A 20,902-nucleotide genomic window follows, 5' to 3' on the forward strand; every position below is an offset into this window, starting at 1 on the left:
CTGCCCTGATGACGTTGATCCGAACAGTATGGGACACGCCAGCCCGAAGGGATATCGAAATCGAACAATCGGGGCAAAGAACTATCAGGTTGTCAGACAGCTCGCCGACATGGTAGCCCGATGAAAAAAGCTAGCGGTGCGCGGTGATGCGCCCACACGCCAATGCAAAAAAAATTTCAAAAGAGCGCCAAAATTACAGGGAAGGCCGGAGATGACATTCGAACGCGTTGGCTTTATCGGCCTCGGTGGAATGGGACGAGGTTTGGTGAAGAACCTCGTCGCCAAGGGCGTGGCCGTGACCGCCTACGATCTCAACCCGGCTGCTGTTGCCGTTGCCCAATCGTTCGGCGCGACCGCCGCCAGCGGTGTTCAGCAAATCCGCGACAATTGCCGCATCGTCATGATTTGCGTCAATGAAGCTGAGGACGTCGAGGCGCTGATGATGTGTCGCGACGGGCTGCTCGCCGGTTCCACGCCCGGCTTCATCATCGTCGATCACACCACCGGCAGCCCGCAGATGGTTGCGAAGCTCGATCGGATGGTGCGTGCGGCCGGCGGGCGTTACGCCGAAGCGCCGATGACGCGGACGCCGAAACATGCTGACGCCGGCAAGGTCAACGTGCTGTTCGGCGGCGAGCGCGACCTGCTCGACGACCTCAGGCCCTATTTCGAGCTCTATGCCGAAAACGTCTTCCACATCGGCCCCTTGGGGCACGCCATCCGCCTCAAACTCATTCACAACTATATCGCTTTCGCGAACGTGGCGACGTGGTGCGAGGGCTTTGCTCTTGCCGCAAAGGAGGGGCTCGATCTGTCGCAAGTGATCGGCATTATCTCGGCCGCCGGCGGCAAGAGCGGCATGCTCGATCTTTATGGCCAGGCAACGCTCGAAGGCGACTTCACCCCGCTGATGTCGCTGGCGAACGCGCGCAAGGATGTCCGCTACTACGCGCGCTGGCTGGAGGAGGCGGGCCTGCCCGGGTTCATGGCTGAGGCCGTGCATCAGACCTACCGGCAGGCGGCGCTGTTGGGGCACGACGGCGAGTCCTGCACTGCCGTCATCAAGGCGTATGAAGCCGTGACCGGCGTTGAGGCGCGGGTAGGGCCGAAAGACCAGCAAGGAACATGACCCGCGGCATATCAGATCTTGCAGGAAACCGGTTGCTGGTGCCGACGCCATTCTTTAAGCCGGGTCCAAATCCGTAAATCCCGCAACGGAAGGGCGAACTGATGGACGCAAATCTTCGAACCGGTGGCCATATTCTGATCGAGCAATTGGCCTTGCACGGCGCCGATACCGTGTTCGGCGTGCCCGGCGAAAGCTTCCTGGCCGCCCTCGACGGCATGTACCAGAGCCAGCGGGTGCGGTTCATCAACGCGCGCCAGGAGGGCGGCGCTGCCATGATGGCGGACGCCTATGGCAAGTTGACGGGAAAGCCCGGCATCGTGTTCGCCACCCGCGGCCCCGGCGCCACCAATGCGTCCGCCGGCGTCCATGTCGCGTTCCAGGACTCGACCCCGCTGATCCTGCTCCTTGGCCAGGTCGGGCGCGACATGATGGAGCGCGAAGCGTTTCAGGAAATCGACTACCGCCTGATGTTCGGGCCGATGGCGAAGTGGGTCGCGCAGATTGACGATGCGCGGCGGATACCCGAATTTATCTCGCGCGCTTTCTTCACCGCGACCTCGGGCCGTCCCGGTCCGGTCGTGCTGGCGCTGCCCGAGGACATGCTCACCGACACCGCCGAGGTGCCGGATGCGCCGCCCTACAATCCGATTCCGGTCGCGCCCGATGACGGCGCCTTGCGGCAGTTCCAAGCGCTGCTGTCGGAGGCGAAGAAGCCGTTCCTGATCGTCGGCGGCGGCGGATGGAGCGATCAGGCCCGCCGCGACCTCGAGGCGTTTGCTGCTGCGCACGAGGTCCCGGTCGGGGTCTCGTTCAGGTGCCAGGACTATTTCGACAATCTGCACCCCTGCTATGGCGGTCATATCGGCATCGGTCTCGACGCAAAGATTGCCGAGCGGGTCCGCACCAGCGATCTCGTGATCGCGCTTGGCGCAAGGCTAGGGGAGGCCACAACAGGCGGCTACACGCTATTCGATATTCCGAAGCCAAGGCAGCCGCTGGTTCACGTCTATCCCGACCCGGAAGAGATCGGCCGCGTCTATTCGCCGACGCTCGGCGTGGTCGCGAGTAGCGCGGCTTTTGCCGCCGCGATCAAGCGGTTGGAGCCGAAACATCGCTCGCGCGCCGACTACGTCAAGGCGGCGCATGCCGACTATCTCGGTTTCGCCGAGCCGACGCGCTCGCCGGGCGAGGTGCAGCTTTCGCAGGTGGTGCGGGGCTTAAGCGATCGCTTGCCCCATGACACCATCATCTGCAATGGCGCCGGCAATTATGCCGTCTGGGTGCATCGGTTCTGGCGCTATCGGCAATTTCGCACCGAGCTGGCGCCGACCTCGGGCTCGATGGGCTACGGTCTGCCCGCAGCCGTTGCCGCCAAGCTGCAGCATCCCGAGCGCACCGTGATCGCCTTCGCCGGCGACGGCTGCTTCCAGATGACCGGGCTGGAGTTCATGACAGCGGTCGAAAACCGGCTGTCGCTGATCGTGATCGTCTGCAACAACGGCATGTACGGCACCATCCGCATGCACCAGGAGCGGACCTATCCCGGCCGCGTCTCCGGCACCGATCTCGCCAACCCTGACTTCGCGGCGCTGGCGCGCGCCTGCGGCGGCTTTGGCGCGCATGTCGAGCGGACCGAGGACTTCGCGCGTGCGTTCGACGAAGCCGTGGCAAGCGGGCTTCCGGCCATCATCGAACTTTCGATCAGCCCGGAGGCGTTGACACCGGTAGCTTCGCTGAGCGAGACGCGCGCCAAGGCTTTGGCTGCGCAGGCCTGATCGGTCAGGTCCGCGTCGGCCGGCGTCGCTTGACGGCGCTGCGCCGCGGCGTTCGCGCGATCCGCGGACGCAACCGGCTCATCGTCTGGCGTCGCGGCTTGACCGGCGGCTGTGGTCCGCGCGCCAGTTCCATCAGCATCCGCAACGCCTCCACCACGGAGCGCTGGCGCACGGTGGTGCGGCCGATGGCTCCAAAACGGAATTCGCGGTGCAGAATCTTGCCGTCGCGCGAGGCCACGGCGAAATGCACGAGGCCGACCGGCTTGCCCGGCGTGGCACCGCCCGGACCCGCAATGCCGGTGATGGATACCGCGAGATCGACGCCGGCCTTTTCCAGCGCGCCGACCGCCATGGCGGTTGCGGTCTCCTTGCTGACCGCGCCAAAGGTCGTCAGCGTCGAGGCCTTGACGCCGAGCATCGCGCGCTTGGCGTCGTTGGAATAGGTGACGAAAGCGCGGTCGATCACATCCGAAGAGCCGGGAATATCGGTAAGCGCGCCGGCGACCAGGCCGCCCGTGCAGGATTCCGCCGTGGCGATCATCAGCTTTCGCATCCGGCACAAATCGAGCAGCGAGCGGGCGAGGGCGCGGGCGTCGCTGCCGCTCATGCTATTCGCTCCAGGGCAAGCGGATGGTGGCGCATGCGGTAGCGGCGATGCCTTCCTCGCGGCCGGTAAAGCCAAGCCGTTCGCTGGTCGTTGCCTTCACCGCAACACGGGAAATATTGAGCCCGGTGATCTCGGCGATGCGGGCGCGCATGACGTCGCGCAGCGGCCCGATCTTCGGGCGCTCGCAGATCATGGTGACCTCGAGATTGGCGATGCGGCCGCCGCGCGCGGTGACGCGGTCGACGGCGTACTTCAGGAACTTGTCGGACGCGGCGCCCTTCCACTGCGGATCGCTCGGCGGAAAGTGCGAGCCGATATCGCCGTCCGCCAGCGCGCCGAGGATGGCGTCGACCAGCGCGTGCAGGCCGACATCGCCGTCGGAATGGGCAAGGAAGCCGCGGGTGTGCGGCACCCGTACGCCGCACAGCATCAGGTGATCGCCGTCGCCGAAGGCGTGCACGTCATAGCCGGTGCCGGTCCTGATGTCGCCGAGCTGGGCGGCGAGGCGGGCTTCCTCGCGGACGAAATCTTCTGGCGTTGTCAGTTTCATGTTTGCAGGATCGCCTTCAAATGTCGCTACCGTCAATCCCACCCACTCCGCGAGCGCCGCGTCGTCGGTGAAATCGCCGCGGCCGTCGCGCGCGGCGCGGCGATGGGCATCGAGAATCACATCGAAGCGAAACGCCTGCGGCGTTTGCGCGATTCGCAAGCGGGCGCGGTCGGGCGTTGCCTCGACGTCGCCGGTATCGCTCACCTGTTTGATCGTGTCTGTGACTGATATCGCAGGCACCGCCGCACCGGTGCGGCCGGCGGCATCGATCGCCCGCGAAATCACCGCAGGCGACACGAAGGGCCGCGCGGCGTCATGGATCAGGACGATGTCGGGCTTTTCCGCCGCCAGCGCCTCGAGCCCCGCATGCACCGAAGCCTGACGGGTTGCGCCGCCATTGGCCGGAGGCTGGTGACGCAGTCCCGCGACGGCCGCGTTGAATATGGCGGCGTCATCAGGATTTACGACCGGCTGGATGGCAAAGACATCGGGGTGCTGGCTAAATGCAGCCATGGCACGATAGATGACCGTCTGCCCGCCTATCTCGCGATATTGCTTCGGTCCCCCGGCACCGGCGCGAAGCCCGCGCCCGGCTGCGACGAGAATGGCTGCGGTACGCTCAGGTCTGGGCATCTGGACTCAAAATACGAACGAATCGGGGTTGAGGAGGGGGTCGGCGCTGGCGCACAGGCCTTACCACGCCGAATACGGAAAACAGAGTGATTCCCATCACCTGTGGGAAAAGCGGTTTTTGTTGCAGTGCACTTGCACAAATGATAGATCTGTCTAAAGTGTAGGCAAGAAGCTTGACTGCCCAAGATTTGTGCTCACAATATGCGCTGACGGTTGCAATGACGCCGCCGCCCCAACCATGAGAACGCCGTGACCGGCCCGGAAAGTTCACGTCCTAAGTCGTTGAAAATAGGCGAGATTGCTGTCGCCAACCGGGTTCTTCTGGCGCCCATGTCCGGCGTCACCGATGCCCCCTTTCGACGCCTAGCCGCCACGCTTGGCGTCGGCCTGGTCGTCTCCGAGATGACCGCCAGCGATGAACTCGTGCACGGCAGGCCGATGTCGGTTCTGCGCTGCGAGAAAGCCGGTGTCGGACCACACGTCGTTCAGCTCGCGGGCTGCGAAGCGCGCTGGATGGCGGAGGGTGCAAGGGTTGCAGAAGCGGGCGGCGCCGACGTCATCGACATCAATATGGGCTGCCCCGCGCGTCATGTCACTGGCGGTCAGTCCGGCTCGGCGCTAATGCGCGATCTCGATCATGCGCTCAAGCTGATCGACGCCACCATCGCGGCGGTGAGGGTGCCGGTGACGTTGAAGATGCGGCTCGGCTGGGACGATCGCTCGCTCAACGCCCCGGAACTCGCGCGTCGCGCGGAAGCCGCCGGCGTGCAGATGATCACGGTGCACGGCCGCACGCGCTGCCAGTTCTACAAGGGTGCGGCCGATTGGGCCGCCGTGCGCGCGGTCAGGGACGCGATCTCTGTGCCGCTCGTCGTCAACGGCGACATCACTTCATTCGAGAAGGCGGTCCAGGCGCTGGAAGCGTCGGGCGCGGACGCCGTGATGATCGGGCGCGGCGCGCAGGGGCAGCCCTGGCTGCCGGGACAAATAGGCCGTCGGCTTGAAACCGGGACGGTGGAGACCGCACCGTCGCTCGCGGAACAACTCGCCCATGTGCGCGCACTCTACGACGAGGTTTGCAGCCATTACGGGCTGCGCATCGGGCTCAAGCATGCGCGCAAGCATCTCGGCTGGGCCCTGGAGATTGCAGCCCAGTGCAGCCGCGCGCCGGCGGAGACGCTGAAAGGCTGGCGGCAAAAGATTCTGACGTCGGAAGATCCGCACCGCGTGCACCGATCGCTGCAGGACGCGTTCGACGACTTTGCATGGAGTGCTGCTGCATGACGTCAGCCGCAGAAAATCGCCGGCCAGTGCCTGCAGACAGCGAGGCCATCCTCAACGCGCTGCCGAACCCGGTGCTGCTGGTGGCGCCCGACGGCCGCATTGTCGACGCCAACATCGCCGCCGAATCCTTCTTCGAGATATCGACGCAATTCCTGCGCCGACAATCCCTGAAAGAGCTCGTGCCGTTCGGCAGTCCGTTGCTGGCGCTGATCGACCAGGTGCGCGCGAGCGCCTCGCCGGTCAACGAATACAAGGTTGATCTCGGCACGCCCAGGATCGGCGGCGATCGCCAGGTCGATCTCCATGTCGCTCCGCTCACCGAACGGCCCGGCCATATCGTCGTGATGCTGCAGGAGCGCACCATCGCCGACAAGATGGACCGGCAGTTGACACATCGGAGCGCGGCGCGCTCGGTGATCGCGCTGGCGGCGATGCTGGCGCATGAAATCAAGAACCCGCTGTCCGGCATCCGCGGCGCGGCGCAATTGCTGGAGCAGGCGGCCTCGTCCGAAGATCGCATGCTGACGCGGCTGATCTGCGACGAAGCCGACCGCATCGTCACCCTGGTCGACCGCATGGAAGTGTTCGGCGACGACCGCCCGGTGGCGCGCGGGCCGGTCAACATTCATTCCGTGCTCGACCACGTCAAACGGCTGGCGCAGTCCGGCTTTGCCCGCAACATCCGCTTCATTGAAGAATACGATCCGTCGTTGCCGCCGGTGCTGGCCAATCAGGACCAGCTCATCCAGGTGTTCCTCAATCTGGTGAAGAACGCCGCCGAAGCCGTCGCCGATCTCGGCAACGACGCGGAAATCCAGCTCACCACCGCCTTCCGTCCCGGCGTGCGCCTGTCGGTGCCGGGCAAGAAATCGCGCGTGTCGCTGCCGCTGGAGTTTTGCGTCAAGGACAACGGCTCCGGCGTGCCGGAAGACCTGCTGCCAAATCTGTTCGATCCCTTCGTGACGACCAAACAAACCGGCAGCGGCCTCGGGCTGGCGCTGGTTGCCAAGATCGTCGGCGATCACGGCGGCATCATCGAATGTGAATCGCAGCCTCGGAAAACGACCTTCCGCGTGCTGATGCCGGTGTTCAGTCCCACCAAACAGTTCGACCAAAGCAATCGCGACGGCGTTCCGGGTACGCCTTCGCCTGCCTCACAGGACGCAAGATGAGGAATAATTATGCCCGCAGGTAGCATACTCGTTGCCGATGACGACACCGCCATCCGCACGGTTCTGAACCAGGCGCTTTCGCGCGCCGGATATGAAGTTCGCCTGACCGGGAACGCTGCGACGCTGTGGCGCTGGGTCAGCCAGGGCGAGGGCGACCTCGTCATCACCGACGTCGTGATGCCGGACGAGAACGCGTTCGACCTCTTGCCGCGTATCAAGAAGATGCGGCCGAACCTTCCCGTCATCGTCATGAGCGCCCAAAACACCTTCATGACGGCCATCCGGGCCTCCGAGCGCGGCGCCTACGAATATCTACCGAAACCGTTCGACCTGAAGGAGCTCATCACCATCGTCGGCCGCGCATTGGCCGAGCCGAAGGAGCGAGTGGCGAGCGCAGCGGACGAGGGTGAATTCGATTCGATTCCCCTGGTCGGCCGCTCGCCGGCGATGCAGGAAATCTACCGGGTGCTGGCGCGGCTGATGCAGACCGACCTCACGGTGATGATCTCCGGCGAGTCCGGCACCGGCAAGGAACTGGTTGCCCGCGCGCTGCACGACTACGGCAAGCGCCGCAACGGCCCGTTCGTCGCCGTCAACATGGCGGCGATCCCGCGCGACCTGATCGAATCCGAGTTGTTCGGCCATGAGCGCGGCGCGTTCACCGGCGCCAATACCCGTGCCTCGGGCCGGTTCGAACAGGCCGAGGGCGGCACGCTGTTCCTCGATGAAATCGGCGACATGCCGATGGAAGCGCAGACGCGATTGCTGCGGGTGCTGCAGCAGGGTGAATACACGACCGTCGGCGGGCGCACCCCGATCAAGACCGACGTGCGGATCGTGGCGGCGAGCAACAAGGATTTGCGCATCCTGATCCAGCAGGGCCTGTTCCGGGAGGATTTGTTCTTCCGCCTGAACGTGGTGCCGCTGCGCCTGCCGCCGTTGCGGGAGCGGATCGAGGACCTGCCGGATTTGATCCGCCATTTCTTCTCGCTCGCCGAAAAGGACGGGCTGCCGCCGAAGAAGCTCGATACGCTGGCCTTGGAACGACTCAAGCAGCACCGCTGGCCCGGCAACGTGCGCGAGCTCGAAAACCTCGCACGCCGGCTGGCCGCGCTCTACCCGCAGGACGTGATTACGGCCTCGGTCATCGATGGCGAGCTGGCGCCGCCAGCGGTCACTTCGGGCGGCAATGCCCCGATGGGTGTGGAGAACCTCGGCGGCGCGGTCGAAGCCTACCTGTCCTCGCACTTCTCCGGCTTCCCGAACGGCGTCCCGCCGCCCGGCCTCTATCACCGCATCCTCAAGGAAATCGAGGTGCCGCTGCTCACCGCAGCGCTGGCGGCCACGCGCGGCAACCAGATCCGCGCGGCAGACCTGCTCGGCCTCAATCGCAATACGCTGCGCAAGAAGATCAGGGATCTCGATATCCAAGTTTATCGGAGCGGCGGCTAGCGATTGAATCAGCCCGCGTTTGCAATGAAACGGGGTGATTCGGCTGAGGATTGATCGCTTTAAGCGGTTGGATGGTCGCGGAATTGTCGCAATTCGGCAACATTGTGATATGAATGCATCAGTTCGCGACCGGCGGGCTTAAAGTCTTTCATCTCACCGAATTGCTGGATGACCACCACAGAGACCTCGGCGCCACCGTTCGACCCATCGCTTGCCCACTCCACAGGGGGATTCCTGCGGAAGTGGGTGGCGCCGTTTGCGGTCGGGATCGCGCTGCTGTCGGCGTTCCTGACCTTCGTGGTCCTGAGCGGCCTGACGCCGATCGAGCCGACCCGCCAAGTCGTCTACTCGTTCCTGCTGATCAATGCGGCCTCCATCCTGCTCCTGGTCGGCATCATCGTCCGCGAGGTCTGGCTGGTCATTCAGGCGCGGCGCCGTGGCCGGGCTGCGGCGCGGCTGCACGTCCAGATCGTCAGCCTGTTCTCCATCATTGCCGTGCTGCCGGCCGTACTGGTTGCGATCGTCGCCAACGTCACCATCGATCGCGGCCTGGACCGGCTGTTCTCGGGCCCGACGCGCGAGGTCATAGGGAACTCGCTGACGGTTGCGCGCGCTTACATGGAAGAGCACGCGAAACTTATCCGCGGCGACATCCTGGGCATGGCCAACGATATTGCTCTTGCCCGGCCATTGTTCGACCAGGACCGCAGGTCATTCCTGCAATTGCTGACCGCAAATGCGGCCGCGCGAAACCTGCCAGCGGCAATGCTGGTCAACAAGGATGGCAACATCCTGGTGACGGCAAAGACCGGCATCCAACAGGAATTCACGACGCCGCCGAAGGATTTTCTCGGCAACGTCAATGAAGAAGAGCCAGCGATCGCGGTCTTCCCCGAGGCCAATTATGTTGCCGCGGTGATCCGGTTGCGCGCCTTCGACGATACCTTCCTCTACGTCGCGCGTGTGCTCGATGCGCGCGTGATCAGCCAGCTCAAGCAGACCGAGGCCAGCGTCGCCGAATACGCCCAGATCGAAGCCCGCCGGCTCGGCATTCAGGTCGCGTTCGCGCTGATGTTTGCGGTGATTGCGCTGACCATTCTGATGGCGTCGGTGCTGATCGGGTTAAACTTCGCCAACTGGCTGGTGGCGCCGATCCGCAATCTGATGAGCGCGGCCAACATCGTTTCGACCGGCGATCTGCACGTTCAGGTGCCGGTTCACAAATCCGAAGGCGATCTCGCGCAACTCGGCGAGACCTTCAACAAGATGACGGCCGAATTGCGCACCCAGCGTGACGAACTGGTCAGCGCCTCGGACCTGATCGACAGCCGTCGCCGTTTCATCGAGGCGGTGTTGTCCTCGGCCAGCGCCGGCATCATCGGCGTCGATGCCTCCGGCAGCGTCGGTATTCTGAACCGCTCGGCCGAGAAACTGATCGGTCATGCCGAATCCGAGACGCTGGACCATCCGCTGTCGGACGTGCTGCCCGAGCTCGACGACATGATGAAGACGGCGCGTGAGGGCACACAGCGCCTGGTGCAGGGCCAGATCACGATCATGCGCGACGGCCACGAGCGCAATTTGTCGGTCCGCGTCAGCGCAGAGCAGACCAGCCATTCGCGCGACAGCTACATCATCACGCTCGACGACATCACGGAGCTGGTCTCCGCGCAACGCACCTCGGCCTGGGGCGACGTGGCGCGCCGCATCGCCCATGAAATCAAGAATCCGCTGACGCCGATCCAGCTTTCAGCGGAACGGATTCGCCGCAAATTCGGCAAGGTCATCACCGAAGACAAGAACATCTTCGAACAATGTACAGACACCATCGTGCGACAGGTCGACGACATCAGGCGGATGGTTGATGAATTCTCTCGTTTTGCGCGGATGCCGAAGCCGGTGATGGAAGGCGAGGACGTCGCCGATACCGTGCGGCAGGCGGTATTCCTGATGAAGGTCGGGCATCCCGATCTCGATATCGAGGCCGATATCAAGCAGGACCCGATTCGCGCGCAGTTCGACCGCCGGCTGATTTCGCAGGCACTGACCAACATCATCAAGAACGCGACTGAGGCGATCGAACAGGTGCCGCCGGAAGAGCTCGGCAAGGGACGCATCGACGTGATCGCCGCGCGCGAAAACGACGACATTTTGATCGACGTGATCGACAACGGTATCGGCCTGCCGAAGGTGAGCCGCGCGCGGCTGCTGGAGCCCTATGTGACGACGCGGCAAAAAGGCACCGGGCTCGGGCTCGCCATCGTCGGCCGCGTGCTGGAAGACCATGGCGGCCGCATCGAACTCAAGGATGCCTCCGATTTCCGGCCTGGGCAGCGCGGCGCCTGGATGCGGCTGCGATTCGCCGTCTCCGGGCATGCTGCGAAGGTGGAAACACATCAGCAGGGCAATGAAACAAAAGGGTCGTCAAGCGAAACCAATGAGGCGGCATCAGCGACCAATGATCGAACAAAATCCGAAGCCGCGACAGGCAACTGACAAGACAGGTGTAACCCATGGCAAGTGACATTCTGATTGTCGACGACGAAGCCGATATTCGTGACCTCGTTGCAGGCATCCTGGAAGACGAAGGCTTCAATACCCGCACCGCCCGCGACAGCGATTCGGCGCTGGCTGAAATCTCCAACCGTCGCCCGCATCTGGTGTTTCTCGACATCTGGCTGCAGGGCTCCAAGCTCGACGGCTTGCAATTGCTCGAGCAGGTCAAGAAGGAACATGCCGACGTTCCCGTGGTGATGATCTCCGGCCACGGCAACATCGAGACTGCGGTGGCGGCGATCAAGCGCGGCGCCTATGACTTCATCGAGAAGCCGTTCAAGTCCGACCGGCTGATCCTGGTCGCGACGCGGGCGCTGGAGACCTCGCGTCTCAAGCGCGAAGTGAAGGAATTGAAGCAACTGGCTCCGACCGCCAGCGTGCTCACCGGACGCTCCGCCTGCATGAACCAGTTACGCCAGACCATCGACCGGGCGGCCAAGGCCAACAGTCGCATCCTGATCGTCGGCCCGTCCGGCTCCGGCAAGGAACTGGCGGCGCGGACGCTGCACAATGCATCGAGCCGTGCAGAAGGCCCGTTCGTCGTCATCAACGCCGCGGCGATCACCCCGGAACGCATGGAAGTCGAACTCTTCGGTATCGAACAGTCGAACGGCGAGCAGGCACGCAAGCCCGGCGCGCTGGAAGAGGCGCATGGCGGCACGCTGTTCATCGACGAAATCGCCGACATGCCGCGCGAGACCCAGAACAAGATCCTGCGCGTGCTGGTCGATCAGACCTTCCAGCGCTCGGGCGGCACCGCCAAGATCCACGTCGACGTCCGCATTATTTCCTCGACGGCACGCAACCTGGAGGAGGAGATTGCGGAAGGGCGTTTCCGCGAAGATCTCTATCACCGGCTGTCGGTGGTGCCGATCCGCGTTCCGCCGCTCTCGGAGCGCCGCGAGGACATCCCCGAACTGATCGACTATTTCATGGATCAGATATCTGTGGCGACGGGCTTGCCGAAGCGGCAGATCGGCCAGGACGCGATGGCGGTATTGCAGTCCCATGTCTGGCCCGGCAACGTCCGCCAGCTCCGCAACAATGTCGAACGCGTGATGATTCTGGCCGGCGGCGGCCCGGAAGCGATCATCACCGCCGATATGCTGCCGCAGGATGTGGGCTCGATGGTGCCGGCAATGCCGACCAGCAATAATGGCGAGCACATCATGGGGCTGCCGCTGCGGGAAGCGCGGGAAGTGTTCGAGCGTGACTACCTGATCGCGCAGATCAGCCGATTCTCGGGCAACATCTCGCGGACGGCCGAATTTGTCGGCATGGAGCGCTCGGCGCTACATCGCAAGCTCAAGGCGCTTGGGGTCGGCTGAAGTTTGAATGAATCGTTTGTTCGATAGTTCGTGGGCCGGCACAGGTCCATGCATCTGCTTGGGAATATTTATCTCTTTCAGGTCATTTGAAGAGAATGGCCACTGGGTTCCGAGGGGCTGACGCGTGAACCGGCTTGCCTAAAAAGCGCGCGTAGCCTCTAATCGGATTGCCGAGCCGACCGGAGGGGGATCTCAGGGGAAGCCGGCGAGTCGGGGGCAGGCTCCGTGAGAGAGCAACAACCGGCTTAATAAAAAGAAGCACCGAGACGGCGGGACAAAAACAATGGCGGCAGACCGCGCACAAAATCTACAAGACACCTTCCTAAATCACGTTCGCAAAACAAAAACGCCACTGACGATCTTTCTGGTCAACGGAGTAAAGCTGCAGGGGATAGTCACCTGGTTCGACAATTTCTGCTTGCTGCTGCGGCGCGACGGTCATTCTCAGCTTGTCTACAAGCATGCGATTTCGACCATCATGCCGGGCGCTCCGATCCAGTTGTTCGAGGGCGGCGAGGATGCTCCGGCTTGAGAGTGAACTGATTGGAACCCTTCGACCGTGAAGGGAGCGCCGACCGTCCGCGGTCGGCGGCCAAACAAAGCGGGCGGGTGATCGTCATCGGCCCTTATTTGCGTATGCGCCGCGGCGATACCGATGCGCAGGCGAATGAGGCCATGCGCGATTCGGAAGCGCGGCTTGAGGAAGCCGCCGGCTTGGCGCGCGCCATCGACCTCACGATTGCCGATGCATTGATCGCACCGATCAGCCAGATCCGGCCGGCGACCTATCTCGGCAAGGGAAAGGTCGAGGAGATCACCGGCCTGATCGCGGGCCACGACATCGAGCTCGTGGTGATGGATTGCGCGCTGTCGCCGATCCAGCAGCGCAACCTCGAGAAGGCCTGGAACGCCAAGGTGCTCGACCGCACCGGATTGATCCTGGAAATCTTCGGCCGCCGCGCCAAAACCAAAGAGGGTGCGCTGCAGGTCGAGCTGGCGCATCTGAATTACCAGCGCAGTCGGCTGGTGCGCTCATGGACCCATCTGGAGCGCCAGCGCGGCGGTTTTGGATTCATGGGCGGCCCCGGCGAGACCCAGATCGAAGCGGACCGCCGGCTGATTGGCGACCGCATCACGCGGCTGGAGAACGAGCTGAAGAAGGTGCAGGCGACGCGGCGGCTACATCGCGCCGGGCGGCAGCGGGTGCCTTATCGCGTGGTCGCGCTGGTCGGCTATACCAACGCCGGCAAGTCGACGCTGTTCAACCGCCTGACGCGCGCCGACGTGCAGGCAGCCGACATGTTGTTTGCGACGCTGGACCCGACCTTGCGCGCGCTGAGCCTGCCGCATGGCGGCAAGGCGATGCTCTCGGACACCGTCGGATTCATCTCCAACCTGCCGACGCAACTCGTTGCTGCGTTTCGCGCCACGCTGGAAGAGGTGCTGGAGGCCGACATCATTCTCCACGTTCGCGACATCTCGCATGAGGATGCGGAGGCGCAGGAGCGTGACGTCGACGCGGTGCTGCGTCAGCTCGGCATCGATCCCGGCTCCGGCGGGCGCATCCTTGAAGTCTGGAACAAGATCGATCGCTTCGATCCCGAAGCGCGCGAGAACCTGCGCAACATCGCCGCCCGCCGGCCGCCGGAACGGCCGTGCTTTCTGGTCTCAGCCGTGTCGGGTGAGGGAATCGACGAACTGTTGAGCGCGATCGAGGAACGGCTGGCGGCGACGCGCACGACGCTGGATTTGTCCATCGACGCCTCCGACGGCGCCGGCATCAGCTGGCTGCATCGCAACGCTGAAGTGCTCACCAAGGAGCTTCACGACGGGCGCTTCGACATGACGGTGCGCGTCGACGAGACCAAGCGCGACATCGTGGTGTCCAGGTTCGACGCCGTGCCGCGCGTGGCGTGAGCCCAATTCAGCGAGTGTTTTGCACGCGAACCGGTGCGGCCGCCCCTGACTGCTCTCCCTTGGCTTCGTTCCAGAGCGCGTCCATCTCTTCCAGCGTTGCATCCTCCAGTGAGCGTCCCTTGGCCGCCAGCGCGCGCTCGATATAGGCGAAGCGGCGCTCGAACTTGGCGTTGGTGCCCCGTAGCGCGGTTTCGGGATCGGCGCCCACATGCCGCGCCAGGTTGACCAGCGCAAACAGGAGATCGCCGGTTTCTTCCGCAAGCTCTTCCACGTCCTTGCGGTCGAGCGCCGCCTCGATCTCATCGGCTTCTTCGCGGATTTTTGCCAGCACCGCGCGCGGGTCGTTCCAGTCGAAGCCGACGGTGGACGCCTTGCGCTGCAATTCCATCGCCCGCGTCAGCGCCGGCTGGCCGGCCTTGACGCTCGATAGCAGCGATTTGTGCGTCGTCTCTTCCGGCGGCCGACGCGCCGCGCGCTCGGCCTTTTCCTCGGCCTTGATGCGCTCCCAGGCGCTCTTGACGCCGGCGGGGGCAATGTTGCCGTCCTTGTCGGCGAACACATGCGGGTGGCGGCGGATCAACTTCCGTGCGATCGCCTCGACCACGTCGCCGAAGGCAAAGGCGTTTTGCTCTTCCGCCATTCGGGCGTGATAGACGACCTGCAGCAGGAGATCGCCAAGTTCCTCGCGCAGGTCGTCGAGATCACCGCGCGTGATCGCATCGGCCACCTCATAGGCCTCCTCGATCGTGTAGGGCGCGATCGTCGCAAAATCCTGTTCGAGGTCCCACGGGCAGCCCGTGACCGGCGTGCGCAGCGCCGCCATGATTTCGATGAGGCGGGAAATATCGCGGGAAGGGGTCATGGGGTTTCCGAAAGCCAGGGAAAGACAGCAGCTTTATGCCGCAAGCGGCTTGCCGATCCCAGTGGAACGAGCCGGAAATCGGGGCAATTTCCACCGGTTGGCCTCAAGCCGCGGGAGTGCTAATTGCGCATCATGAGCGACCAATCATCCTCCGAAACCGCGCTGGTTCTGTTTTCCGGCGGGCAGGATTCCACCACCTGCCTGGCTTGGGCCTTGCGCCGCTTTGCGCGCGTCGAAATGCTCGGCTTCAGCTACGGCCAGCGCCATGCGATCGAGCTTGCGTGCCGGGACCGGTTGCTGTCCGGGATGAAATCGCTGCGGCCGGAGTGGGTGGCAAAGCTCGGCGATAGCCACACGCTGGAAATCCCGACATTGGCGGAAATTTCCGACACCGCGCTCACGCGCGACGTAGCCATTGCCATGGGGGCTGACGGCCTGCCGAACACATTTGTACCCGGCCGTAACCTGGTGTTTCTAACCTTCGCGGCGGCGCTGGCGTGCCGGCGCGGCATCCGCCACATCGTCGGCGGCATGTGCGAGACCGACTACTCCGGCTACCCGGATTGCCGCGACGAGACCATCAAGGCGCTGCAGTCCGCGCTCAATCTCGGCATGGCGAAGAATTTTGAATTGCACACGCCGCTGATGTGGCTCGACAAGGCATCGACCTGGAAGCTCGCGCATGAGCTCGGCGGGGCAGGGCTGGTCGACCTGATCCGCGAGCACTCCCACACCTGTTACCTCGGCGAGCGCGGTGCGCAGCACGATTGGGGCTATGGCTGCGGGGAGTGCCCAGCCTGCGCGTTGCGGGCCAAGGGCTGGCGGGAATATGCGCTGGCGTAGCTCGCGCGACATCCGTCGTCCATTTGCATGTCGTCGCCCGCGAAAATCGGGCGATCCAGTATTCCAGAGACCGGCGTTTGAGCCGAGAAGCCGCGGCGTACTGGATACCCGCCTTCGCGGGTATGACGATTGTGGCGCCGAGCTACTTGCCAAAATCTCCAGGCGTCAGCTCGATCGGCACACCATGCGGCGTGCGATCGGCGGCGTGGTCCCAGGCGTCGCGATAGCGATGCAGGACATCCGACGTCGCGACGCCCTTGGCGGCGACGAGTGTTTCCAGCGTGGCAAGCCAGTGCCAGTAATAGGTGTCGCCCGTATCAGGATCGCCGGCGGCCTGCGCGCGCTTGATTTGCGCGCCCAGCGTCTCCGCCCATTCCTTCCAGGTGAAGAGGCCGGCCTCATGCAGCGCCAGCGCCATGGCAAACGCGCGCGCTTCCCACGGCTCGCGAAACACCGGGCCGTCCTCGTCGCGGGGGACGCCGGGCACGGCAACAGCCGCCCGCATCGCTTGCTGCGGAGTCAAATTCATCACACACGCTCCAGATAGGATTCCCAGGCGTCGACGGAAACGCTGAGCGTCGGGTCCGTACCATTGCCCCACAATTCCGGCCCGTCGAACCGCACGGTGTAAAGCCATTGCGGGTCTTCGCCCTGGCCGAGCGAGTTGGTGTCGGGGAAGACGTGACAGCCGTGGTTGAGCTCGATGGTGCCGAGATGGCCGCGGACATATTGCGGCAGCCTTGTATGCGTTACCGGGTGGATATCCTTCATCCGCACGGTGTCGCCGACCGCGAACATCGCAGGTGCCTTTGCTTCGCGCTCGGTCGGGCCGCCGCGCCGGATCGCCGGCGTGACTTCATTGGGAGCAACCGGTTTGACGCCGGGCTTGGGCGGCGAGAGCACCTTGCCGGCCTCGATCTCCTCGCGCGTCACCAGTCCGCGCTCGACCATCAGTGTTTCCAACCCGGCCAGCCAGATCTGGAAATAGCTCTTGCTGAGGTAATCTTCGGGCGGGCGGTTCTCGCGGGCGAACCGCGACATGTCGATGTTCCAGCCGCCGGGACGCGCCATGGCGACCGTCAGCGCAAAGGCGCGGCGCTCCCAGTCGCCATGAAACACCGGCTCGTTCGGCTCGGGTACGACGGGGCCAAAGCCCTTGGCGCCGCCCATGTCATGCGCGCCGTCCATCAGGCGATCTCGCCGGGTTGTTTCGGCAGGCCGGTGCCGATCATGCTGTCACGGGTGACGAGTTCGGCGAGCTGTTCGGCGCTCCAGCCCTCGGTGCCCTCGGGACGCATCGGCAGCACGAGGTAGCGGATCTCGGCCGTGGAATCCCAGACGCGGATCTTCGTGGTGTCCGGCAGCGTCACGCCGAAATCCCTGAGCACGCCGCGCGGATCGGAGACGGCGCGGGAGCGGTAGGGCGCGGATTTGTACCAGACCGGCGGCAATCCCAGCACGGGATGCGGGTAGCAGGAGCACAGCGTGCACACGACCATATTGTGCTGCTCCGGCGTGTTCTCCACGACGACCATGTGTTCGCCCTGGCGGCCGGAATAATCCAGCTCGGCGATCGCAGCGCTCGCATTCTTCATCAGACGTTCGCGATAGGCGGGATCGCTCCAGGCCTTCGCGACCACGCGAATGCCGTTGCGCGGTCCGATCTTCTTTTCATAGAGATCGATCAGGAGGTCGAGAGACGTCGGATCGACATAGCCTTTCTCGGTCAGGATCGATTCCAGCGCGCGCACGCGCAGCTCGGTCTCCGACAACTCGGAATGATCGTGGTCGTGATGATGGCCGTGGTGGTCGTGGTCATGGTCGCTCATGGGGTGAGGATAGGCGCAAAATCCCTGATATGTCGAGGCAGGGACTCTGCTAGCATTTGCCGATGGGATCAGGGCAGGGCACATCGGAGCCGCCGTTGCGGCAGGCACTTTGGCCTGGCTTCCGGCAGGAGCGGCCAGCCGGAACACCGTCGCACCGGACATTTGTGATCCGCCTTCAAGCTTGCTCGCAAGCCTTTCTCGCCACGGCGGATTCAGTTCTGGGATAAGCTTCGGGAAAACAAGGGCAGGGAGGCCATGTGTGACCGAATTTGTGAAGATTGAAAAAGGCCTCGGACCTGATGGCCGCATTGCTGTCGTGCGTTTCGACCGCGGCGATGGCATCAATGCGCTGTCGCCGGAAGCGATGCGCCAGCTCACCGACACCGCGCGCAGCTTTGAGGATGACGCCGCGACCTCCGTCGTGGTGCTCACAGGCGGCGCCAAATCGTTCAGCGCTGGTTTCGATCTGAAGGACCCGGAAGGACGCTCACGACAGACGATGGACCTTGGCGCGCTGCGCCGGCACCTGAAGCTCGGACCGCGGCTGACGCGAGCGTGGCAGGACATGGAGCAGATCACCATCGGCGCCATCGAGGGCTTTTGCGTCGGCGGCGGCGTGGCGCTGGCGGTCGCGCTGGATTTCCGGGTGATGGCCCGCGACGCTCATATGCGCGTCCCCGAGATCGGGCTCGGCATGAACATGAGCTGGCAAAGTGTGCCGCGCATGCTGCATCTGATGGGACCGGCCCGCACCAAACAGGCCGTGATCCTGGCCGACCAGCGTATCTCCGCGGCCGAGGCTTACGAATGGCGGCTGGTGGAGGAGGTGGCTGATCCCGGCAAGGCCTTAGACGCTGCGGTGGCGCTCGCCACCAAGGTGGCCGCCCAGCCGCCGCTGTCGGTCGCCATGACCAAGTTGACGGTCAATCGTCTCGCGCATGCGCTCGACGATCTCGCGAGCCACATGGATCTCGACCAGTTCGCGTTGGCGAGCATGTCGGAGGACCACAAAGAGGGCGTCGAGGCGTTTCTCGGCCGCCGCCAGCCGCGGTTCAGGGGAAAGTAGGTCATGACTTCGCAAAATGCGGAGCATTTGATTGAAATTCGCGTTGACCGGGTGGCGCAGCTTTTCCAGACGCTCGATCCGTTTCCATTTCGCGAAAAGGACCTCGATCAGGAAGCCGAAGACTACATCGTCAGTTGGGCGCGCGAACTGCCAGACAAGCGTCCAATAAGGATTGCGGTCCATCTCCCGCACGATGCTGCTGAAACCGGAAATTCGCGGGACTTGAACCTGGCCTTCCATCGTTATTTCGAGGACAGGGCGCGCGCCGTCCAGCATGACCTCAATGAGCTGTTTCGGATCGGCCGGCGCTCGCTCGCCATCGGCATTCCGGTCCTTGTCGCATGCATCTTTGCTGCGCGATTTGCCGCCGGATACCTGACGGAAGATCCGCTTCAGGGACTCGTTGAAGAAAGCCTCCTGATTCTCGGCACCGTCGCCAATTGGCGGCCGCTGGAGATATTCCTCTATGACTGGTGGCCGCTTGCGCGCCGGCGCGATCTCTACCGGCGTCTGGCGGCAGCAGCAGTGGAGCTGAAGCCATATGAGAGCCACTAAGTGCACTCAAGGCCTCAGCATGGCACCTGAAGTCGGGAGAACAGGAAGGCGGGACCCAGCGCTCGATATCCGGAATTCGCATAAGGTATATTATGGAATATTTATATCTACAATTAGATCAGATATTTAGCTTGATATGCTAGCAAACCAAGCCAGCCTGGCGGCCATACGGTCATTCGTCTGACGCAAGCAATCCTGCTCCGCCAAAGCCTGTGTTGCCGTCGCTGGCGGACGCTGCAATAAGCGCGCGAGCGCGAGATCGCTGATGACCTTCGGGCAATCTAGTGGCCTCAAGAACAACAATCCTCAAGGGAGAAATCCAGATGAGTTTTTCACGACGCACGCTTCTCAAGGCATCCGCTGCGTCAGCGGTTTTGGGCGGCATTGGCGCGCCGTTGGTGGCGCGGGCCCAGACTGCCGAATTTACCTACAAATACGCCAATAACCTCCCTGACGGACATCCGCTGAACGTCCGGGCCAAGGAAATGGCCGCGGCGATCAAGGCTGAGACCAAGGGCCGGTTCGACCTGCAGATTTTCCCGAACAACCAGCTCGGTTCCGATACTGACATGCTGAGCCAGATCCGCTCGGGCGGCGTCGAGTTTTTCACGCTGTCGGGGCTGATTCTGGCGACGCTGGTGCCGGCGGCGTCCATCAGCGGCATCGGCTTTGCGTTTCCGGACTACGATACGGTTTGGAAGGCCATGGACGGGGGCCTGGGCGCTCATATCCGAGGTGAAATCGCCAAGGCAAACCTCGTGGTGATGGAGAAGATCTGGGATAACGGCTTCCGCCAGACCACGTCGTCCACCAAGCCGATCAACGGCCCGGAGGACTTCAAGGGCTTCAAGATCCGGGTACCGGTCTCGCCGCTCTGGACTTCGATGTTCAAGGCATTCGATGCGGCGCCCGCCTCGATCAATTTTAGCGAAGTTTACTCCGCATTGCAGACCAAGATCGTCGAGGGCCAGGAAAACCCGCTGGCGATCATCTCGACCGCAAAGCTGTATGAAGTGCAGAAGTTCTGCTCGCTGACGAACCATATGTGGGACGGCTTCTGGTTCCTGGCGAACCGTCGCGCCTGGGAAAAGCTGCCAGAGGATATCAGGACCATCGTGGCCAAGAACATTAATGCGGCGGCCGTCAAGGAGCGCGAGGACGTCGCCAAGCTGAATGCCGGGCTGCAGCAGGAACTGGCCGAGAAAGGCCTTACCTTCAACCAGCCCAACGTCACGCCATTCCGCGACAAGCTGCGCTCCGCGGGCTTCTACGCGGAATGGAAAGGTAAATATGGCGACCAGGCCTGGGAGTTGCTGGAAAAGTCCGTCGGCAAGCTCTCGTAGC

19 protein-coding genes are annotated in these 20,902 nt (G+C 63.5%); 13 read left to right on the plus strand and 6 right to left on the minus strand.

Annotation, left to right across the window (positions count from 1 at the left end; genetic code table 11):
- Positions 1-211: 211 nt before the first annotated feature.
- Both LMTR21_RS20525 and LMTR21_RS20530 read left to right on the plus strand, forming a co-directional pair.
- Positions 212-1,129, plus strand: a complete 918-nt coding sequence (locus LMTR21_RS20525) for an NAD(P)-dependent oxidoreductase (RefSeq protein ID WP_065756167.1) — start codon at positions 212-214, stop codon at positions 1,127-1,129.
- 101 nt (positions 1,130-1,230) lie between these two features.
- Positions 1,231-2,904 (plus strand): thiamine pyrophosphate-binding protein, encoded by a 1,674-nt coding sequence (locus tag LMTR21_RS20530; RefSeq protein ID WP_141688622.1) that lies wholly within the window; start codon positions 1,231-1,233, stop codon positions 2,902-2,904.
- Between the two features lie 4 nt (positions 2,905-2,908).
- Here LMTR21_RS20530 and LMTR21_RS20535 read toward each other — a convergent pair whose 3' ends face one another.
- Both LMTR21_RS20535 and LMTR21_RS20540 read right to left on the minus strand, forming a co-directional pair.
- Positions 2,909-3,511 (minus strand): CinA family protein, encoded by a 603-nt coding sequence (locus LMTR21_RS20535; protein ID WP_065756165.1) that lies wholly within the window; start codon positions 3,509-3,511, stop codon positions 2,909-2,911.
- 1 nt (position 3,512) lies between these two features.
- On the minus strand, positions 3,513-4,694 hold the full coding sequence (locus tag LMTR21_RS20540; protein ID WP_065756164.1) for a bifunctional 2-C-methyl-D-erythritol 4-phosphate cytidylyltransferase/2-C-methyl-D-erythritol 2,4-cyclodiphosphate synthase: 1,182 nt from the start codon (positions 4,692-4,694) through the stop codon (positions 3,513-3,515).
- Between the two features lie 282 nt (positions 4,695-4,976).
- On the opposite strand from LMTR21_RS20540, the gene dusB reads away from it, so the two are divergent.
- The 7 genes from dusB to hflX all read left to right on the plus strand — a co-directional run bounded on the left by dusB (position 4,977) and on the right by hflX (position 14,403).
- Positions 4,977-5,978 (plus strand): tRNA dihydrouridine synthase DusB, encoded by a 1,002-nt coding sequence (gene dusB / locus LMTR21_RS20545; RefSeq protein ID WP_084030970.1) that lies wholly within the window; start codon positions 4,977-4,979, stop codon positions 5,976-5,978.
- Positions 5,975-7,150, plus strand: a complete 1,176-nt coding sequence (locus tag LMTR21_RS20550) for a two-component system sensor histidine kinase NtrB (RefSeq protein ID WP_065756162.1) — start codon at positions 5,975-5,977, stop codon at positions 7,148-7,150. Before dusB ends, LMTR21_RS20550 begins: the two co-directional genes overlap by 4 nt.
- Positions 7,151-7,159: 9 nt before the next feature.
- Complete coding sequence (ntrC, locus tag LMTR21_RS20555) at positions 7,160-8,602, plus strand: nitrogen regulation protein NR(I) (protein ID WP_057833811.1); 1,443 nt, start codon at positions 7,160-7,162, stop codon at positions 8,600-8,602.
- Between the two features lie 168 nt (positions 8,603-8,770).
- Positions 8,771-11,098, plus strand: a complete 2,328-nt coding sequence (locus tag LMTR21_RS20560) for a sensor histidine kinase NtrY-like (protein ID WP_065756161.1) — start codon at positions 8,771-8,773, stop codon at positions 11,096-11,098.
- Positions 11,099-11,115: 17 nt separating this feature from the next.
- Positions 11,116-12,486 carry a nitrogen assimilation response regulator NtrX gene (gene ntrX, locus LMTR21_RS20565; RefSeq protein ID WP_057833813.1) on the plus strand — a complete coding sequence of 457 codons (1,371 nt, stop codon included), beginning with the start codon at positions 11,116-11,118 and terminating at the stop codon, positions 12,484-12,486.
- Positions 12,487-12,769: 283 nt separating this feature from the next.
- Positions 12,770-13,018, plus strand: coding sequence for an RNA chaperone Hfq (gene hfq / locus LMTR21_RS20570; protein ID WP_006020546.1), 249 nt, complete (start codon positions 12,770-12,772; stop codon positions 13,016-13,018).
- An 11-nt stretch (positions 13,019-13,029) separates the two neighbouring features.
- On the plus strand, positions 13,030-14,403 hold the full coding sequence (hflX, locus tag LMTR21_RS20575) for a GTPase HflX (RefSeq protein WP_065756160.1): 1,374 nt from the start codon (positions 13,030-13,032) through the stop codon (positions 14,401-14,403).
- A gap of 7 nt (positions 14,404-14,410) precedes the next feature.
- Here the strand turns inward: hflX and mazG are convergent, their stop codons facing one another.
- Positions 14,411-15,265, minus strand: a complete 855-nt coding sequence (gene mazG / locus LMTR21_RS20580; protein ID WP_065756159.1) for a nucleoside triphosphate pyrophosphohydrolase — start codon at positions 15,263-15,265, stop codon at positions 14,411-14,413.
- A gap of 132 nt (positions 15,266-15,397) precedes the next feature.
- Here mazG and queC point away from each other — a divergent pair, with 132 nt between their 5' ends.
- Entirely contained in the window at positions 15,398-16,108 is a 711-nt protein-coding gene (queC, locus tag LMTR21_RS20585) for a 7-cyano-7-deazaguanine synthase QueC (protein ID WP_065756329.1), read from the plus strand.
- A 142-nt stretch (positions 16,109-16,250) separates the two neighbouring features.
- Here queC and LMTR21_RS20590 read toward each other — a convergent pair whose 3' ends face one another.
- Genes LMTR21_RS20590 through nthA form a run of 3 tightly spaced genes read right to left on the minus strand, consistent with a single transcriptional unit; the run spans position 16,251 to position 17,937 of the window.
- Entirely contained in the window at positions 16,251-16,637 is a 387-nt protein-coding gene (locus tag LMTR21_RS20590; RefSeq protein ID WP_065756158.1) for a nitrile hydratase accessory protein, read from the minus strand.
- Complete coding sequence (nthB, locus tag LMTR21_RS20595) at positions 16,637-17,296, minus strand: nitrile hydratase subunit beta (RefSeq protein WP_065756157.1); 660 nt, start codon at positions 17,294-17,296, stop codon at positions 16,637-16,639. Before nthB ends, LMTR21_RS20590 begins: the two co-directional genes overlap by 1 nt.
- The gene (nthA, locus tag LMTR21_RS20600) at positions 17,296-17,937 is read right to left on the minus strand and encodes a nitrile hydratase subunit alpha (RefSeq protein WP_065756156.1); all 642 of its coding nucleotides are present in this window, start codon (positions 17,935-17,937) and stop codon (positions 17,296-17,298) included. The genes nthB and nthA overlap by 1 nt, the downstream gene beginning before the upstream one ends.
- A gap of 259 nt (positions 17,938-18,196) precedes the next feature.
- Here nthA and LMTR21_RS20605 point away from each other — a divergent pair, with 259 nt between their 5' ends.
- From LMTR21_RS20605 to LMTR21_RS20615, 3 genes are all read left to right on the plus strand, one after another.
- Positions 18,197-19,003 (plus strand): enoyl-CoA hydratase/isomerase family protein, encoded by an 807-nt coding sequence (locus LMTR21_RS20605; protein ID WP_065756155.1) that lies wholly within the window; start codon positions 18,197-18,199, stop codon positions 19,001-19,003.
- 3 nt (positions 19,004-19,006) lie between these two features.
- Positions 19,007-19,558, plus strand: a complete 552-nt coding sequence (locus LMTR21_RS20610) for a hypothetical protein (RefSeq protein WP_065756154.1) — start codon at positions 19,007-19,009, stop codon at positions 19,556-19,558.
- A 323-nt stretch (positions 19,559-19,881) separates the two neighbouring features.
- Positions 19,882-20,901: a TRAP transporter substrate-binding protein gene (locus LMTR21_RS20615; protein WP_065756153.1), complete on the plus strand. Its 1,020-nt coding sequence runs from the start codon at positions 19,882-19,884 to the stop codon at positions 20,899-20,901.
- Position 20,902: the final 1 nt, after the last annotated feature.

This window comes from Bradyrhizobium paxllaeri (assembly GCF_001693515.2).
Classification (GTDB): Bacteria; Pseudomonadota; Alphaproteobacteria; order Rhizobiales; family Xanthobacteraceae; genus Bradyrhizobium; species Bradyrhizobium paxllaeri.

Bases quoted from the DNA above. Each gene is read 5' to 3' on its own strand.
- LMTR21_RS20525 (WP_065756167.1), top strand. From the start codon at position 212: ATGACATTCGAACGCGTTGGCTTTATCGGCCTCGGTGGAATGGGACGA.
- LMTR21_RS20530 (WP_141688622.1), top strand. From the start codon at position 1,231: ATGGACGCAAATCTTCGAACCGGTGGCCATATTCTGATCGAGCAATTG.
- LMTR21_RS20535 (WP_065756165.1), bottom strand. From the start codon at position 3,511: ATGAGCGGCAGCGACGCCCGCGCCCTCGCCCGCTCGCTGCTCGATTTG.
- LMTR21_RS20540 (WP_065756164.1), bottom strand. From the start codon at position 4,694: ATGCCCAGACCTGAGCGTACCGCAGCCATTCTCGTCGCAGCCGGGCGC.
- LMTR21_RS20550 (WP_065756162.1), top strand. From the start codon at position 5,975: ATGACGTCAGCCGCAGAAAATCGCCGGCCAGTGCCTGCAGACAGCGAG.
- ntrC (WP_057833811.1), top strand. From the start codon at position 7,160: ATGCCCGCAGGTAGCATACTCGTTGCCGATGACGACACCGCCATCCGC.
- LMTR21_RS20560 (WP_065756161.1), top strand. From the start codon at position 8,771: ATGACCACCACAGAGACCTCGGCGCCACCGTTCGACCCATCGCTTGCC.
- ntrX (WP_057833813.1), top strand. From the start codon at position 11,116: ATGGCAAGTGACATTCTGATTGTCGACGACGAAGCCGATATTCGTGAC.
- hfq (WP_006020546.1), top strand. From the start codon at position 12,770: ATGGCGGCAGACCGCGCACAAAATCTACAAGACACCTTCCTAAATCAC.
- mazG (WP_065756159.1), bottom strand. From the start codon at position 15,265: ATGACCCCTTCCCGCGATATTTCCCGCCTCATCGAAATCATGGCGGCG.
- queC (WP_065756329.1), top strand. From the start codon at position 15,398: ATGAGCGACCAATCATCCTCCGAAACCGCGCTGGTTCTGTTTTCCGGC.
- LMTR21_RS20590 (WP_065756158.1), bottom strand. From the start codon at position 16,637: ATGAATTTGACTCCGCAGCAAGCGATGCGGGCGGCTGTTGCCGTGCCC.
- nthB (WP_065756157.1), bottom strand. From the start codon at position 17,296: ATGGACGGCGCGCATGACATGGGCGGCGCCAAGGGCTTTGGCCCCGTC.
- nthA (WP_065756156.1), bottom strand. From the start codon at position 17,937: ATGAGCGACCATGACCACGACCACCACGGCCATCATCACGACCACGAT.
- LMTR21_RS20610 (WP_065756154.1), top strand. From the start codon at position 19,007: ATGACTTCGCAAAATGCGGAGCATTTGATTGAAATTCGCGTTGACCGG.
- LMTR21_RS20615 (WP_065756153.1), top strand. From the start codon at position 19,882: ATGAGTTTTTCACGACGCACGCTTCTCAAGGCATCCGCTGCGTCAGCG.